17 protein-coding genes are annotated in these 13,436 nt (G+C 72.2%); 7 read left to right on the forward strand and 10 right to left on the reverse strand.

Annotation, left to right across the window (positions count from 1 at the left end):
• Positions 1-40 precede the first annotated feature (40 nt).
• Complete coding sequence (locus tag DP939_RS33415; protein WP_199565583.1) at positions 41-349, forward strand: Rossmann-fold NAD(P)-binding domain-containing protein; 309 nt, start codon at positions 41-43, stop codon at positions 347-349.
• On the opposite strand, the gene DP939_RS33420 is transcribed toward DP939_RS33415, so the two are convergent.
• Together DP939_RS33420 and DP939_RS33425 are read right to left on the reverse strand one after the other, a co-directional pair.
• Complete coding sequence (locus tag DP939_RS33420; RefSeq protein WP_113984832.1) at positions 336-1,199, reverse strand: NAD(P)H-binding protein; 864 nt, start codon at positions 1,197-1,199, stop codon at positions 336-338. The two genes, DP939_RS33415 and DP939_RS33420, sit on opposite strands and share 14 nt — an antisense overlap.
• Positions 1,196-1,639 (reverse strand): nuclear transport factor 2 family protein, encoded by a 444-nt coding sequence (locus DP939_RS33425; protein WP_113984833.1) that lies wholly within the window; start codon positions 1,637-1,639, stop codon positions 1,196-1,198. Before DP939_RS33425 ends, DP939_RS33420 begins: the two co-directional genes overlap by 4 nt.
• Before the next feature lie 133 nt (positions 1,640-1,772).
• Here DP939_RS33425 and DP939_RS33430 point away from each other — a divergent pair, with 133 nt between their 5' ends.
• On the forward strand, positions 1,773-2,603 hold the full coding sequence (locus tag DP939_RS33430) for a helix-turn-helix transcriptional regulator (RefSeq protein ID WP_113984834.1): 831 nt from the start codon (positions 1,773-1,775) through the stop codon (positions 2,601-2,603).
• A gap of 51 nt (positions 2,604-2,654) precedes the next feature.
• Here the strand turns inward: DP939_RS33430 and DP939_RS33435 are convergent, their stop codons facing one another.
• Together DP939_RS33435 and DP939_RS33440 are read right to left on the reverse strand one after the other, a co-directional pair.
• Complete coding sequence (locus DP939_RS33435) at positions 2,655-4,085, reverse strand: DUF7507 domain-containing protein (RefSeq protein ID WP_199565584.1); 1,431 nt, start codon at positions 4,083-4,085, stop codon at positions 2,655-2,657.
• A gap of 240 nt (positions 4,086-4,325) precedes the next feature.
• Positions 4,326-4,610, reverse strand: coding sequence for a DUF1540 domain-containing protein (locus DP939_RS33440; RefSeq protein ID WP_113984836.1), 285 nt, complete (start codon positions 4,608-4,610; stop codon positions 4,326-4,328).
• Positions 4,611-4,875: 265 nt separating this feature from the next.
• Here DP939_RS33440 and DP939_RS33445 point away from each other — a divergent pair, with 265 nt between their 5' ends.
• A complete protein-coding gene (locus DP939_RS33445; protein ID WP_113984837.1) occupies positions 4,876-5,706 on the forward strand; it encodes a universal stress protein in 831 nt (276 codons plus the stop codon).
• A 46-nt stretch (positions 5,707-5,752) separates the two neighbouring features.
• Positions 5,753-6,085 carry a sulfurtransferase TusA family protein gene (locus tag DP939_RS33450; protein WP_113984838.1) on the forward strand — a complete coding sequence of 111 codons (333 nt, stop codon included), beginning with the start codon at positions 5,753-5,755 and terminating at the stop codon, positions 6,083-6,085.
• 21 nt (positions 6,086-6,106) lie between these two features.
• Here DP939_RS33450 and DP939_RS33455 read toward each other — a convergent pair whose 3' ends face one another.
• From DP939_RS33455 to DP939_RS33465, 3 genes are read right to left on the reverse strand one after another with little or no spacing between them, the layout of a single operon-like run.
• Positions 6,107-7,312, reverse strand: coding sequence for an RNA polymerase sigma factor (locus DP939_RS33455; protein ID WP_113984839.1), 1,206 nt, complete (start codon positions 7,310-7,312; stop codon positions 6,107-6,109).
• Positions 7,309-7,647, reverse strand: coding sequence for a YciI family protein (locus DP939_RS33460; protein ID WP_225878660.1), 339 nt, complete (start codon positions 7,645-7,647; stop codon positions 7,309-7,311). The genes DP939_RS33455 and DP939_RS33460 overlap by 4 nt, the downstream gene beginning before the upstream one ends.
• 19 nt (positions 7,648-7,666) lie before the next feature.
• Positions 7,667-8,065 carry a VOC family protein gene (locus tag DP939_RS33465; RefSeq protein ID WP_113984840.1) on the reverse strand — a complete coding sequence of 133 codons (399 nt, stop codon included), beginning with the start codon at positions 8,063-8,065 and terminating at the stop codon, positions 7,667-7,669.
• Between the two features lie 145 nt (positions 8,066-8,210).
• Between DP939_RS33465 and DP939_RS33470 the strand changes: the two genes are divergently transcribed.
• Complete coding sequence (locus DP939_RS33470; RefSeq protein WP_113984841.1) at positions 8,211-8,921, forward strand: MerR family transcriptional regulator; 711 nt, start codon at positions 8,211-8,213, stop codon at positions 8,919-8,921.
• 34 nt (positions 8,922-8,955) lie between these two features.
• Positions 8,956-9,294, forward strand: a complete 339-nt coding sequence (locus DP939_RS33475) for a YnfA family protein (protein WP_113984842.1) — start codon at positions 8,956-8,958, stop codon at positions 9,292-9,294.
• A 50-nt stretch (positions 9,295-9,344) separates the two neighbouring features.
• On the opposite strand, the gene DP939_RS33480 is transcribed toward DP939_RS33475, so the two are convergent.
• Complete coding sequence (locus DP939_RS33480; protein ID WP_113984843.1) at positions 9,345-10,526, reverse strand: cytochrome P450; 1,182 nt, start codon at positions 10,524-10,526, stop codon at positions 9,345-9,347.
• Between the two features lie 171 nt (positions 10,527-10,697).
• On the opposite strand from DP939_RS33480, the gene DP939_RS33485 reads away from it, so the two are divergent.
• The gene (locus DP939_RS33485) at positions 10,698-11,537 is read left to right on the forward strand and encodes a TIGR03620 family F420-dependent LLM class oxidoreductase (protein ID WP_113984844.1); all 840 of its coding nucleotides are present in this window, start codon (positions 10,698-10,700) and stop codon (positions 11,535-11,537) included.
• Positions 11,538-11,594: 57 nt separating this feature from the next.
• Here the strand turns inward: DP939_RS33485 and DP939_RS33490 are convergent, their stop codons facing one another.
• Both DP939_RS33490 and DP939_RS33495 read right to left on the reverse strand, forming a co-directional pair.
• Entirely contained in the window at positions 11,595-12,227 is a 633-nt protein-coding gene (locus DP939_RS33490; RefSeq protein WP_147268238.1) for a hypothetical protein, read from the reverse strand.
• A 190-nt stretch (positions 12,228-12,417) separates the two neighbouring features.
• Positions 12,418-13,296: an SGNH/GDSL hydrolase family protein gene (locus tag DP939_RS33495; protein ID WP_113984846.1), complete on the reverse strand. Its 879-nt coding sequence runs from the start codon at positions 13,294-13,296 to the stop codon at positions 12,418-12,420.
• Positions 13,297-13,436: the final 140 nt, after the last annotated feature.

The raw sequence follows: 13,436 nt of genomic DNA on the forward strand, positions 1-13,436 counted from the left end.
CTGGCACAAGTAGGACGAATGCACGCTACTGAGCCCATACGTGTGTACAGCGCGATCAAGGCGTCAAGAAAACGTCAATATTCGCCGGTGCCGGATCGGGCGGCGAGTCTGTGCCGCGCTCCTACTGCAGGGCAAGGAGGCCGCCGCCTGGCCCGCCGTCCGTGCCGTCCTGGACCCGGACGTGCGCGGCGGCGAGTTGTACGGGCCCCGGGTGTTCGGGTTTCGCGGGCGGCCGGTTCGCGAACCGGTCCGCGGTCACCTGGCCGACACCGCGCTCGCGGCGCGCGTGTGGGACCTCACCGCCGACCTGACCGGCCTCGACCCGATGCCGGGTCTCACGCGTCGGTGACGCGGGTCGCCCACTCGCCCGCGTGGTCATCGACGAACTCGGCGAACGGGCGGGGCGGGCGGCCGGTCAGGTCCAGCACCGCGGTGCTGACCAGGCCCTCCCGGCCGGACCTGAGACCGGCGTCCACCGCGGCCAGGGCGGCGGCGAACCCGGCGGGCACCCCGGCGGCCCGGTAGTCGCACGCCACCGCTTCGGCGTCGATGCCGGCCACCCGGATCGGCCGCCCGGTGCGGGCGGTGATGATCGCCGCCGCGTCCCGGTAGCTCAGCGCCTTCGGCCCGGTCAGCAGATGGTCGCGCGGGTCGCCTGGTTCGGCGTCGGGGCCGGTCAGCAGCGCGCAGGCGGCGGCGGCGATGTCCCGCGCGTCGATCCAGCCCAGCCGGCCGTCACCGGAGGCGGTACGGATCTCGCCGTCCCGGCGGAGCCGATCGCCGAGCGGGTGCGGGCGCAGGAAGTTCTGCATGAAACCGGACGGGCGCAGCACGACCCAGCCGGGCCTGGCCCGCACCCGCGCGGCCATTTCCAGCGCGCCGGGCGCGCCCGGCAGCACGATGGCCGAGCCGAGCAGCACCACCCGGCGCACGCCGAGCCGTTCCGCCTCCGCCAGGAACGGCCCGACCACCGGCATCGGATCGACGGTGTTCACCGGGGGCACCAGATAGACCCGGTCCATCCCGCGCAGCGCGGCCCGGTGGGTGGCCGGGTCGTGCCAGTCGAACCGGACCGCGCCGGGGTCACCGGCGGGTGGGGTACGGACCGCCACCCGGACCTGCGCCCCGGTGCCGCGCAGCAGTTCCACCAGCGGGCCGCCGGTCTTTCCGGTGCCGCCGGTGACCAGCACGCCGCTCATCGGGTGGCCGCCGCGTGCAGCGCGCCGAGCAGGTCGGGCAACGTCCCGGCCGCCGAGGCGGTGGCCGGCGGGCTCCAGTAGTCGCGGTAGTGGGCGATCAGGCCGCCCTGGACGGTGATCACCGCGATGCAGTCCAGCCGGTAGGGCTCGCCGGTCCGCACCGTGCGCCCGGCGGCGGTGAACTCCGCCACGATGGTGTCCGGCCGTTGCGTGTGGTGCACGGTGACCGCCGGGATCTCGCGTACGTCCAGCAGGCCGGGGTATCCGGCCAGGTGGCCGCGGACCGCCTCGCGTCCCGCCAGCCGCGCCGGGGAGGTCCCCGCGGCGAACGGGAACTCGGCGGTGCCGTCCTGCGCCCACAGGTCGGCGACGGCGTTCATGTCCTTGGCCAGTAGCAGGTCCAGCAGTTTGCGGAAGGTCTCTTCCGGTGTGCGTGGCACGGGTCGTCCTCCGGTGTCCGGCGGGATGTGACCCTGCCAGGCTGGCCGCGGGGCCGCCGCCGCGGAACGGACGGGTCAGCCCCGGACCAGCGGTCCGTGGCCGGGCCGGACCCCGCTGTGCCAGGCTGGGCGGGTGAGCAGAGGCGAACTGGCCGACTTCCTGCGCCGACGGCGGGAGGCGTTGCGCCCGGAGCAGATGCCCGCCGCGGCCGTCCACCCACCGGGCCGGCGTGCCCGGCGCACTCCGGGCCTGCGCCGCGAGGAGGTTGCCGCGCTGGCCGGGGTCTCGGCCAACTACTACGAACGGCTGGAGCAGGCCCGCGCGCCGCGCCCGTCCGCGCAGGTACTGGCCGCGCTGGGCACGGCCCTGCGGCTCACCGCCGCCGAGCGCGAGCACCTGGCACGGCTGGCCGGGCAGAGCCCCGCCGCCAGGGAGCCCGATCGCGCGCCGGTGCCCGCCGACGCCCGCATGCTGCTGGACCGGCTCGGGTCGATCCCGGCCTACCTGACCGACGAGCGGCAGGACATCGTGGCCTGGAACAGGGCGGCGGCCGCGCTGATCATCGACTTCGGGCGGCTGCCCGCCGAGGAGCGCAACGCCGTGCGGCTGTCCATCCGGCTGGGCGGCACGTTCTGCTCGGCCCCGGCCGGTGCGGAGGGCGGGTTCGCCCGGCAGGCCGCCGCCCAGTTGCGCGCGGCCGGGGCCCGCTACCCGGCCGAACGCGTGCTCGGCGAGCTGGTCAACGAGTTCGCCGCGCACAGCCCGGAGTTCGCGGCGAGCTGGCGCGACCACGACGTACGGCCCGTACCGACGCTGCGCAAGCGCCTGCACCACCCCGAGCTGGGCGAACTCGACCTGGACTGCCAGACGTTGCTGGTGCCCGGCACCGATCTGCGGCTGGTGCTCTACACGGCGCAGCCGGGCGGTGCGAGCGCCGCCGCGCTCGCCCGCCTGGCCACCTGAGCCGTGCTCTCCACCCGCGGCCATGGGCGGGTCCGCGGGTGGAGAGCGGTCTCAGCAGGGACCGCAGGGACGGCCGTGTCCGCCGGGCGGCGGGCACGGCCCCGCCGGGACGGCGCAGATCGTCACCTCGTCGGTCGCCTCGCCGCCCGGGGCGACCTCGTTCGCCGTCGCGGTGGCGGTGTTGCGGATCGATCCGGGCTCGGTGACCTTGGCCAGCAGCGCGAGGGTGGCGGTCTGCCCGACGCCGAGGGCGCCCACGTTCCAGGTGCCGTCCGCGGCGTCGTAGCCACCGGCGCTGGGCGTCGCCGAGATCAGGACCAGCCCGGCCGGGAGTGGGTCGGTGACGGTGACCCCGGTGGCGTCGGACGGGCCGGTGTTGGTGACGGCCACATGGAAGGTGACGGCCTCGCCGACGGTGGCCTTGACCCGGTCGGCGGCCTTGACCAGCTTGAGTTCGGCCAGGGGCGCGATCTGGGTGGCCGTGGGGTTGGAGGTGGAGGTCAGGTGCTCGGCCTCGTCGCCGAGGGCGTTGTCGTAGGTGGCGATGGCCTGGTTCTCGACCGTGCGCCCGGCCGCCGCGCGTTCGATCCGCACCCGGAACTCCACGGTGGTGCCCTCGGGGGCCTCCAGGGTGGAGGCGAGGGTGCCGCCCGCGGAGCCGGTGGCCCCCGCGCCGAGGTTGAAGGTGACCCGGCCGGTGGCCGCGTCGACCTGCGCCTGGTCGTCGCCGGGCTGGTCGGTCTTGCCTCCCGCGTTGGGGCCGTCGATGATCCGCAGGCTGCCGGGGACGTAGCTGGTGCCCTCGGGAACGGTGTCGGTGAGCACCAGGCCGGCGGCCGGGGAGCCGCCTTCGTTCCTGGCGGTGACACGGTAGGTGATCGTGTCGCCGACCTCCAGCTCGCCACCGGGCACGGCGGTCTTGGTGAGGACCACGCAGGGGGCCGTCCCGAAGACGATGCCGTCCAGGAAGTTGCCGACGCTGTTGTTGCCACCGGTGGCCGAGACCGAGCGGAACGCGAACCGGGTGGTGGTCTGCCCCGGCGGGACGGTGTACTTCCCGGAGTAGTGGCCCCAGGCGTCGTTCCCGTCGGTCATCCGGGCCTGTTCCACCGGGTCCTCGGGGTTCCCGATGTCCAGGGCCATGGTGTCGGGACCGAGCCGACCGCGGTGCGACAGCCTCCAGTACAGCGTGGTGCCCGGAGTGGTGGGGAGATCCTGGTAGAGCGTGGAGACCTGGTGGGCGTTGAGTTCGGCGAACTGCTTCCCGTCGTCGGCGGGCACCCCGTTGAAGCCGTCCCGCCATACCTCGATCACGTGGTCGGTGGCGGTGGTGCGCCAGCCCGGCACCGAGTTGGGCTGATTCTGTGCGGCGTCGGGCAGGAAGGCCATGTCGCGATCGAGTACGGGCTGCTCGAAACTACCGTTGACCAGCGCGATGCGCTGCCCACAGCCGCCGGGAACGGGGTTTTGGAATAACGCCACGAAAAAGTCCCTTCTGCCATGCCAGATGGTCAGCACTTTCTGTGGTGCATTTGCGACGGTGCGTGGCCGCCCGGCGGCGCGCGTGCCGCGACCACGGGAGTACACGGGACTCTGGGGGCGCGCCGGGCGAACGAGTCCACCATGATCCGTGACGCGAAGTGCTGTCAAGGGCGCATAACGTAGCGAAATAGACTGTGTTCTCCGGGCATGTGTTGTGTTATCCGCGAGGCCGGGCGGAGTTCAGGCCCGTGAATAGGTGAGGCAGTTCGCCGCGCTCTCCACATAACCGACGTTGATGCCCGGGGCATGGCATTCGAACTGGCTGTTGTGCCGGCAGTCGGCCATCTTGCACGCCCCGACCTGGCCGATGCCCAGGGGATCGCCGCCCTTGGCCGGGGTCCTGAAGAAGGTGTCACAGTGGGCATGGCGGACGTCGCCCACGGTGATGGCCAGCGCGTGGCAAGCGCCCTCGGTGTTGTAGGCGCACTCTTCTACTTCGCATGCGTTGATGACAGGCATTTCCATGGAAATTCCCCGTGGTGAGGTAAAGCCAAAGCCGGTGGGCGGTCCCCCCGGAACCGCTCAGGAAATGCTGCCCTCGCCTCCGGCGATCCACTCCGAAGCCCATGAAACAAAGGCGAAGTCTTAGCGTTCACCATGGCCGCGCGGCTCCGGCGGCCCGGTGATCTACCGTCGGGCGGGCATCGGCGTAGGCTCGTGCGACCCTGAGCGTCGGTAAGGCCCTGAGCTGGGCAGATGAGTGAATGGAGGGCCTTCGGGAGGAGGGGTTATGATCATCGCCGGAGTGGACGGCTCCCGGGCCGGGCTCGAAGCCGCCGGCTGGGCCGCCAGGGAGGCCGCCCTGCGCGCCGCGCCGCTGAAAATCGTGCACGCCATCCCGCAGTGGGCCTGCGACACCACCACCACCGGCCGCTACGGCGAGATCGCCGCCTGGATGCGCGAGGGCGGCTACAGCGTGCTCGCCGCCGCCGCCGACCGGGCCCGCCGCGAACGCCCGGAGATCGACCTCAGCACGTCCCTGCTGCCCGGCGATCCCCGCACCGCCCTGACCGCGGCCTCCGAGGAGGCCGAGCTGGTGGTCATCGGCGGCCACGGGCTCGGCGCGGTGCGCGGCCTTCTGGTCGGGTCCGTGGCCTACGGCGTGGCCGGGCACGCCGCCTGCGATGTGGTCGTGGTCCGCGAACTGCCCGCCCTGCCCAGGGATGAGGTGGTCGCCGGAATCGACGGCTCCACGACCGCGGGGCCGGTGCTGGAGGCCGCGTTCACCGAGGCGGGCCTGCGCGGCGCGACCCTGCGGGCCGTCCATGCCCGTAATCAGCCGTGGATCGGCGACCCCCGCGCCCCCAGCGGCACGGGGCCGCTGCCCATGGCCGGCCACCGCGACCGCCACCCGGACGTCACCGTGATCCAGGAGATCGTCCACGACCACCCGGTGCGCGCCCTGCGCCAGGCCGCCACCGGAGCCGACCTGCTCGTGGTGGGCTCGCGCGGGCACGGTACTTTCGCGGGCATGGTCATGGGATCGGTCAGCCAGGCGCTGCTGCACGAGTCCCCGTGCCCGCTGATGGTGGTCCACCGCACGCCCGGCCAGGCTCCGTAGCGCACACCAGTACGCTATTTCATGAACTCATGGACCAGGAGGGCCGATGGGCAAGGCGAAACCAGATGACACGTTCCCTCCGGTCGTGCCCGGCGAGCCGGTCGTGCTGGACGGCGGCGACCGCCGCTGTGTGCTGTTGCTGATCGAGCTGCGCCGCCTGGTGGCCGAGCTGGAACCGGGCCGGGTCGTCCATCTGATCGCGAGTGATCCGGCCGCCCCGATCGACCTGCCCGCCTGGTGCCATCTGACCGGCCACACCTACCTCGGCCCGGTCGAGGCCGGCCCCCTGCCGCCCGCGTCCACCGCCTACGCGGTGCGGGTCGAGGCGGAGAGCCAGCCGACGCGGGCCGGGGCGCCCTGGCGGGTCGCCGACTCCTGAAGACGCCGCGCGGGCCCCGGCTCAGTCCCAGCCCAGCAGGCGTTCCTCCAGCAGTGCCTGCTGGGCAGGGTTCGCGGTCAGCTCCAGCGCCCGCCGGTCGGCCCCGCGTGCCTCGCCGTGGCGGTCCAGGGCGCGCAGCAGTTCGGCCCGGGTGGCGTGGAACAGCGCGTAGCGGTCCAGCGCGGTACCGAGATCGTCCAGCTCGGCCAGCGCCGCCCGCGGGCCTTGGGTGTAGCGCACGGCGACGGCCCGGTGCAGCCGGGTGACCGGTGAGGGCGCCAGGTGCAGCAGCATGTCGTACAGCACCAGGATCTGGGCCCAGTCGGTGTCGGCGAAGGTCGCCGCCTCGGCGTGGCAGGCCACGATCGCCGCCTGGAGCTGGTAGGGCCCCGGCCTGCGGTGGGCGTGGGCGGCGCGGGTCAGCAGCGCCGTGGCCGCGGCGATGGCCTGCCGGTCCCACAGGCCGCGGTCCTGGTCGGCCAGCAGCACCAACCGGCCCTGGGCGTCGAAGCGGGCCGCGCCCCGGGCCCGGTGCAGCCGGATCAACGCCAGCAACCCGGCCGCCTCCGGCTCCTTGGGCATGAGGTTCGCCAGCAGCGCGGCCAGCCACTCGGCGTCCTCGACCAGGTCGCGCGCCTGCGCCCGTTCGGCCGTGTTGGACAGGTACCCCTCGTTGAACAGCAGGTAGATGACCGCCAGCACCTCGCTCAGCCGCGCGGGCAGGTCCTCGTCGGACGGCACCCGGTACGGGATGCCCGCCTCGCCGATCTTCCGTTTGGCCCGGGTGATGCGCTGGGCGACCGTGCTCTCGGGCACGATGAACGCCGCGGCGATCTGCGCCGCCGACAGCCCGCACACCACCCGCAGAGTGAGCGCGATCTGCGCGCCGCGCGACAGCGCGGGGTGGCAGCAGGTGAAGATCAGCCGTAGCCGGTCGTCCGGCGGGGCGGGGCCCGGCCAGGTGAGCCGGGCCAGTTTGGCCCGGTAGTTCGACTCGCGGCGCAGTACGTCAAGGCCGCGTCTGCGGGCCACGGTGAACAGCCACGCGTCGGGCCGGTCCGGTACGCCCTCGACCGGCCAGCGCCGCAACGCGGTCTCCACCGCGTCCTGGACCAGGTCCTCGGCGGCGGAGAAGTCGCCCAGCAGCGACACCAGGGAGGCCGCCAGCCGGCCCGCGTGCTCGCGGACCACGCCGGCCAGCACCTCCCGGGTCACGGGTTCGCTCATGAGGCGGGGCGGATCTCCACGATCGGGCAGGCCGGCCAGGAGCGGGCGATCTTCAGCGCCTCGTCCAGGTCGGCCACCTCGACCTCGGCGAACCCGCTGACCACCTCCTTGCCCTCCAGGTACGGCCCGTCGGTGATCACCGGCTCCGCCTGGTCCAGCCGCATGGTGGTGGCGGTGTGCACGGGGGCCAGATGCGTGTGATGGGTGATCTTGTCGGCGTTGTCGGCGAACCAGCGGCCCACCGCCTCGTAGGCGGCCTGCTGTTCCAGCTCGCCCATGGCCGCGAGTTCCCGGGCGAACCGCTCGGTCTCGATGAACATCAGCACGTACTTCACGTCGTTCTCCTTCCGCGGGTCAGCGTGCCGGGAGCACGGCGTACAGGTCGACGCCGTTGCCGTCGGGGTCGGTCACCGTGGCGTAGCGCATCCCCCAGAACGCGTCGAACGGCTCGGCGATCCCGCGATGGCCCGCCGCGACCAGCTCGGCGTACTTCGCGTCCACCCCGGCCGTGGTCTCGAACTCGAAGCACAGCAGCGTACGCGGCCCGCCGCTCGGCGCGCTCCACCCCGGCAGGAACGGCGTGCGAAACCCCTCGGTGTCCAGCATCACATGCAACCCGCCCGGCAGATCGCATCCGGCGTGCTCGGGCGAATGCGGGTCGATCTTGAACTCCAGCCCGAGCCGGGCGTAGAAGGCCATCGAGGCATCCAGATCGGACACCACCATGGCGATCGTGTTCATTCGCGGCTTCATTCTCGGCTCCTTGTCGCGGTCGTCGCGTCGTCACCTGATAGACGATCGGCCGGGCCGCCGATACGACATCGCGGGCGACGACTTTCCGGGGCGGGGACCGCACGGCTTGACCTTCGAGCCGACTTGAAGGTCTACCGTCGGTGCCATGACCTCCATGCGGATATCCCAGCTCGCGGCGTGTACCGGCGTCCCGGCCACCACCTTGCGCTTCTACGAGGACGCCGGGCTGCTGCCCGCCGGGCGCACCCCGGCCGGGTACCGGATTTACGGCCAGGAGGCGGTGGACCGGCTGGCGTTCATCGGCGAGGCCAAGCGTCTGGGGCTGCCGCTGGAGGAGATCGCCGAACTGCTCACGGTGTGGGAGGCCGGATCGTGCGCCGAGGTCAAGGCCGACCTGCGGCCGCGGGTCCGGGACCGGCTGACCGCCGCCGAGGACCGAGCCGGGGAGTTGGCCGCCTTCACCGGCTTTCTGCGTACCGCGCTCGCGCATCTGGACGCGCTGCCCGACCGCGAGGCCCCGTGCGACCCGCGCTGCGCCTTCCTCACCCCACCGAGCATGGGCGCGGCGTCGCCGCCGGTGGCCTGCTCGCTGACCGGCGACGCGCCCGCCGAACGCCTCGCCCGGTGGCGGGCGCTCCTCGAAGGCGCCGGGCGGGAGGCCATCCCCGGCGGGCTACGGGTGACGCTGCCCGGCAAGCGGGCCGCGGCGGTGGCCGGGCTCGCGGTCGATGAGCAGCGGTGCTGCCCGTTCTTCGACTTCCGGCTCCACCTGGACGGCCCGGTGCTGCGCCTTGAGGTACGGGCCCCCGCGGGCGGCGCGGACCTGCTCACCGAGCTGTTCGGCCCGCCCGCCTGAACTCCATGCATCAGCGGAAAGGTATGTTCGCGCCGTGCTGATCGCTCGCTCCGTCGCCCTGTTCGTGCTCGCCGCCCTGCTGGAGATCGGCGGCGCCTGGCTGGTCTGGCAGGGGGTGCGCGAACACCGCGGCTGGATCTGGATCGGCGCGGGCGTCATCGCCCTCGGGCTGTACGGCGTGGTGGCGACCTTTCAGCACGACCTTCACTTCGGGCGCATCCTCGCCGCCTACGGCGGGGTCTTCGTGGGCGGGTCGATCGCCTGGGGCATGGTCTTCGACGGCTACCGGCCCGACCGGTGGGACGTCATCGGCGCGCTGATCTGCCTGACCGGCATGGCCGTGATCATGTACGCGCCCCGGGGCGGCGGGTGAGACGGCGACCCGCGTGAGCCCCGCCGGGGCGGCCACCGGCCACTCGTCGATCACCACTCGACCGGCAGCCTCTCCACACCGAAGATCACGGCGTTGTGCCGCAGCGGCACCTCCTCCGGCGGCACCGCCGGCCGCAGCCCCGGGAAGCGGGTGACCAGCGCGGGGAAGGCGGCCTGCATCACCACGCGGGCGAGCTGCTGGCCCAGGCACTGGTGGATGCCGTGGCCGAAGGAGTTGTGCCCGCCGGCCGGACGGCGAAGGTCGAGGACGTCGGGGTCGGGGAAGTACCCGGGGTCGCGGTTGGCCGTGGAGATCATGAGCAGGGCGCTCTCCCCCGCCTTGATCACCTGGCCGTCGATCTCGACGTCCTCCAGCGCGGTGCGGGTCATGAACGGGACCACGCTGAGGTAGCGCAGCAGCTCTTCCACGGCGGAGCCGGCGATGCTAGGGTCCGCGCGCAGTGCGGCGAGCTGCGCGGGGTGCTGGAGCAGCGCGAACGTGCCCAGCGAGAGCATGTTGGCGGTGGTGTCGAGGCCCGCGCCGAGTAGTACCAGCCCGATCGTGGTCAGCTCGTCATCGGTGAGGTCGCTCTTGGTCAGGCCGCTGAGCAGGTCGTCGGCGGGGTTCGCCCGTTTGGCGGCCACCAGCCCGCTCAGGTACTCGTACAGGGCGGCGCCCGCCGCGTTGATCGTCTCGATGTCGGGGTCGCCGCCGGTCAGCAGGATCGCGTCGGCCTCGAACCGCTCCCGCTCGGCGTAGGGGACGCCGAGCAGCTCGCAGATCATCAGCGCCGGAATGGGCCGGGCGAAGGTCTGCACCAGGTCGGCCGGGGGGCCGATGCGTTCCATCTCGGCCAGGCATTCCTCGGTGACGGCCTCGATGCGGGTGGTGAGCCTGCGCATCCGCCGCACGGTGAACTCGCCGGTCAGGAGCCGCCGGTAGCGGGTGTGCTCGGGCGCGTCCAGGCCGGTCAGGTCGCCGGGGTGGGCGGGCGGCATGGTGCCGCCGCCGGGCAGGTGCAGTACGTCGTAGCGGATGCTGAAGCGCGGGTCCGCCAAGATCGCGCGGACCCGCGCGCGGTCGCTCACCACCCAGATGGGAAAGCCGTCGACGAGGGCCGACCGCTCCAGAGGGCGCTCGTTTCGCATCCGGGTCAGCTCCCCGGGCGGGTCGAAGGGGCGCCCCGGGTCCCGGGCGAGGGCGAGCTTGGCGGCAGGGATGTACTCCAGCATTTCGATCACCTTTCGGAGGGCAAGAGTGGTTCGACACCATGCTGACGTCATGATGATGTCACATCTGCGTCAATTTGACACCTTAGTGCCTCCGGTTGACCTCAAGTCAGGTTGGGAAATTAGCCTCGCAGTCGTCCGGCGAAAGACCTCCAGCACTGAAGGAGCAGGCAGATGACACAGCTCGGCCGGGGTGACCTGGGACCCATCGGCGTGACCCTGGACGTGCGCCCCGACGGCGGGCACCTCGACGACGCCGCCCTGCTGGAGCGGCTCGGCTACACGACGATCTGGATCGCGGGCGGCCGGCTCGCCACCCTGGACCCGCTGCGAGACGTCATCCGGGCGACCTCGACGGTCCGGGTCGGCAGCGCGATCATCCCCGCCCAGGTGTACGCCGCCGAAGAGGTGGTCGCGTTGCGCCGCGACCTGGAGTCCACCGCCCCGGGACGGCTGATCACCGGGCTGGGCGGGGTGCACGGGCCGCGCCCGCTGCGCGACATGAACGCCTACCTCGACCGCCTGGACGCCGCCGACCCGCCGGTCCCGGCTGGGGCTCGCGTGCTCTCGGCGCTGGGCCCGCGGATGCTGGAGCTTTCCCGCGACCGCGCGGCGGGCGCCCTGCCGCTGCTGGTCACCCCCGAGTACACCGCGCAGGCCCGGCGAATCCTGGGCGATGAGGCGATCCTGGCCGTGATGGAGTACGTCGTCCTCGAAAGCGATCCGCGCGTGGCCAGGGACACGGTTCGCGAATCCATCCGATTCCTGGTCAAGGTCGGCGGCTATCCGCAGAATCTGCGCCGGATGGGCTTCACCGAGGCGGACATCGCCGGGCCCAGTGACCACCTGCTCGACGAACTGGTCGCCTGGGGCGACATCGACGCCGTGGCCGCGCGCCTACGCCGCCACCTGGAGGCGGGCGCCGACCAGGTCGTCCTCGCCGTACAGCCGACGGATCCGCAGACCGTCCCGCACGCGCAGTGGCACACCCTCGCCGACGCCCTCATCGGCTGATACCTCCGGGCCGGCGATGGACCCCGGCGTTGCGGTCACCGCGGTCCATCGCGCGTTTCAGCCGCCAATGGGGGTCTGGGTCATGAACTCCCGGTACGCCTCATCGAACTCCGGCATGGCCCGCTGCCCGTTCCCCGACGGGGTGCCATCGGTTCGGAGCAGGATGTTCATGCCATCGGCGATGTCGTAAGCAGCGGCCACCAACCATGGAACAGGCTGCGGGCCGAGGACGGCGGCTTCCCGATCCAGCACGCCGACGCGCTCGGCCCAGACCCGGCGCCCGAGCAGCGCCCGCGCGCCGGATTGGAAGGATTCCAGTGCCGCGAAGCGGAAATTGGCCTTGGCCGCGGCGTCGCTGGTGCGTGCCGCCTCGTGCAGCGAGAGGAATCCCCGGGTCACATCCGCGACGTACTGGAATTGCAGGCTCTCCGGGAGCACCGTGTCCGTGCGGAACTTGATCGCCCACTCCGCTGGGCGGCACATCGTCAGGCACGGGGGCGGCGGGCAGGGGCACCATTTCTGCACCACGACCGGGATCGGGTAGCAGTCCACCTGTATGTTGCGAAATATGATCGGGTAGCAGGCGCTGGAGTTGCTTTCCGCCGAGGCCGTGGTGCCGTGTACTGCCTGTGCTGACAGCAGCGACATGAGAAGAGCGAGCAGACAGGCCGCTAATCGGCTGCGTTTCACTGGTCCTCCCTGGGGGGCCGGGCGCGCCGTCCGGGCGTACACCGGGCTGAGGCCGTCCGGTATCGAACCGGAGCACCCCCGTTCTACATCGCCCGCCTACGCCGGTCCATCACCGGTGTTCGCACCGTCAGGCCCTTAATATCAGCGGCCTGTCCGCAATGGAAATGCGGCCCGGCTTTATGCGGGATCGTCAGCGTGCGGCCTCCTGGGGAGCGGGAAAGGGCAGGTCCCAGTCGCGAAGGACGGACGCGGTACGTTCGGCGATTATTCGCTGGCCCTCGGTATTGGGATGAAAGTAATCCCATTTGCTGACATGGGAAAGCGTGAAGGGATAAGAGAAGACCGCTCCCCCGTCGTGGCGGCAGGCCGGGCCGTAGGCGTCGCAGGCGCGGGCCAGGGCCTCGTTGAAGTCCATCACGCGGGCGCGGACGCGGTCTCGGCGTTGGCGGTCGGCCTTGGCCATGGAGGTGGGCCGGGCCAGCATCGACTGGCACAGCCTGCCCACCGACCAGAACGTACGGGCGAACGCGTTGTCCTTGCCGACCCGCCACAGCCGCTGCACGTCGGGGATGCTGGCGACGAACACCCGTGCCCGCGGCAGTCCGGCGCGAAGCACGTCGAGGGCGTTCGCGATGTTGGTGGCGAAGTCGGCCACGGGGGTCATCTGCCGCTCGGTCCGTACGCACGCGTCCTGTGCGCCGACGAGAATCGTCACATAGCCGGCCCCGCGCCGGACGGCCTGGCGGGCCTGCGCGGCCAGTTCGGCGCTGACCGTGCCCGGCACGGCCAGATTGACGTTGTGCCCGGCGATCCCCGCGTTGTCGCCCAGCAGCCGCAGATAGTGGCTCTCAACCGTGGCGTGGTCGCCGGTCGACCAGGACCGCGACACGCACGAGGTGAACCATCCGCAGGCGTTGAACCCGGCGCTGATGGAATCGCCGAGCGCGACGACCGAACCGGGCCGCCACGCACCGGCCCGCCCGGCCTCGGCCCGCGCCGGGCCGCCGAGCCCGATGGCCGGGTGGAGCAGCACCGCACCGGCCAGCACGGCCACCGGCATGCGCACCATGACACCTCCGCACTACGATCGCATTTTCCCCACTCGGGTGTACCACTGCGAAGCGGATCAGTCACGTAGCGTCACGGCCGACTTTCCGGTACTCGCAGGCGTCCCCGCGCCACGCTGCGTGGACACGCCCGCCGTCCACG

The sequence above is a fragment of the Spongiactinospora rosea genome, from assembly GCF_003315795.1.
GTDB lineage: Bacteria > Actinomycetota > Actinomycetes > Streptosporangiales > Streptosporangiaceae > Spongiactinospora > Spongiactinospora rosea.

Bases quoted from the DNA above. Each gene is read 5' to 3' on its own strand.
- DP939_RS33445 (WP_113984837.1), top strand. From the start codon at position 4,876: ATGATCATCGCCGGAGTGGACGGCTCCCGGGCCGGGCTCGAAGCCGCC.
- DP939_RS33440 (WP_113984836.1), bottom strand. From the start codon at position 4,610: ATGGAAATGCCTGTCATCAACGCATGCGAAGTAGAAGAGTGCGCCTAC.
- DP939_RS33455 (WP_113984839.1), bottom strand. From the start codon at position 7,312: ATGAGCGAACCCGTGACCCGGGAGGTGCTGGCCGGCGTGGTCCGCGAG.
- DP939_RS33470 (WP_113984841.1), top strand. From the start codon at position 8,211: ATGACCTCCATGCGGATATCCCAGCTCGCGGCGTGTACCGGCGTCCCG.
- DP939_RS33420 (WP_113984832.1), bottom strand. From the start codon at position 1,199: ATGAGCGGCGTGCTGGTCACCGGCGGCACCGGAAAGACCGGCGGCCCG.
- DP939_RS33465 (WP_113984840.1), bottom strand. From the start codon at position 8,065: ATGAAGCCGCGAATGAACACGATCGCCATGGTGGTGTCCGATCTGGAT.
- DP939_RS33480 (WP_113984843.1), bottom strand. From the start codon at position 10,526: ATGCTGGAGTACATCCCTGCCGCCAAGCTCGCCCTCGCCCGGGACCCG.
- DP939_RS33450 (WP_113984838.1), top strand. From the start codon at position 5,753: ATGGGCAAGGCGAAACCAGATGACACGTTCCCTCCGGTCGTGCCCGGC.
- DP939_RS33495 (WP_113984846.1), bottom strand. From the start codon at position 13,296: ATGGTGCGCATGCCGGTGGCCGTGCTGGCCGGTGCGGTGCTGCTCCAC.
- DP939_RS33485 (WP_113984844.1), top strand. From the start codon at position 10,698: ATGACACAGCTCGGCCGGGGTGACCTGGGACCCATCGGCGTGACCCTG.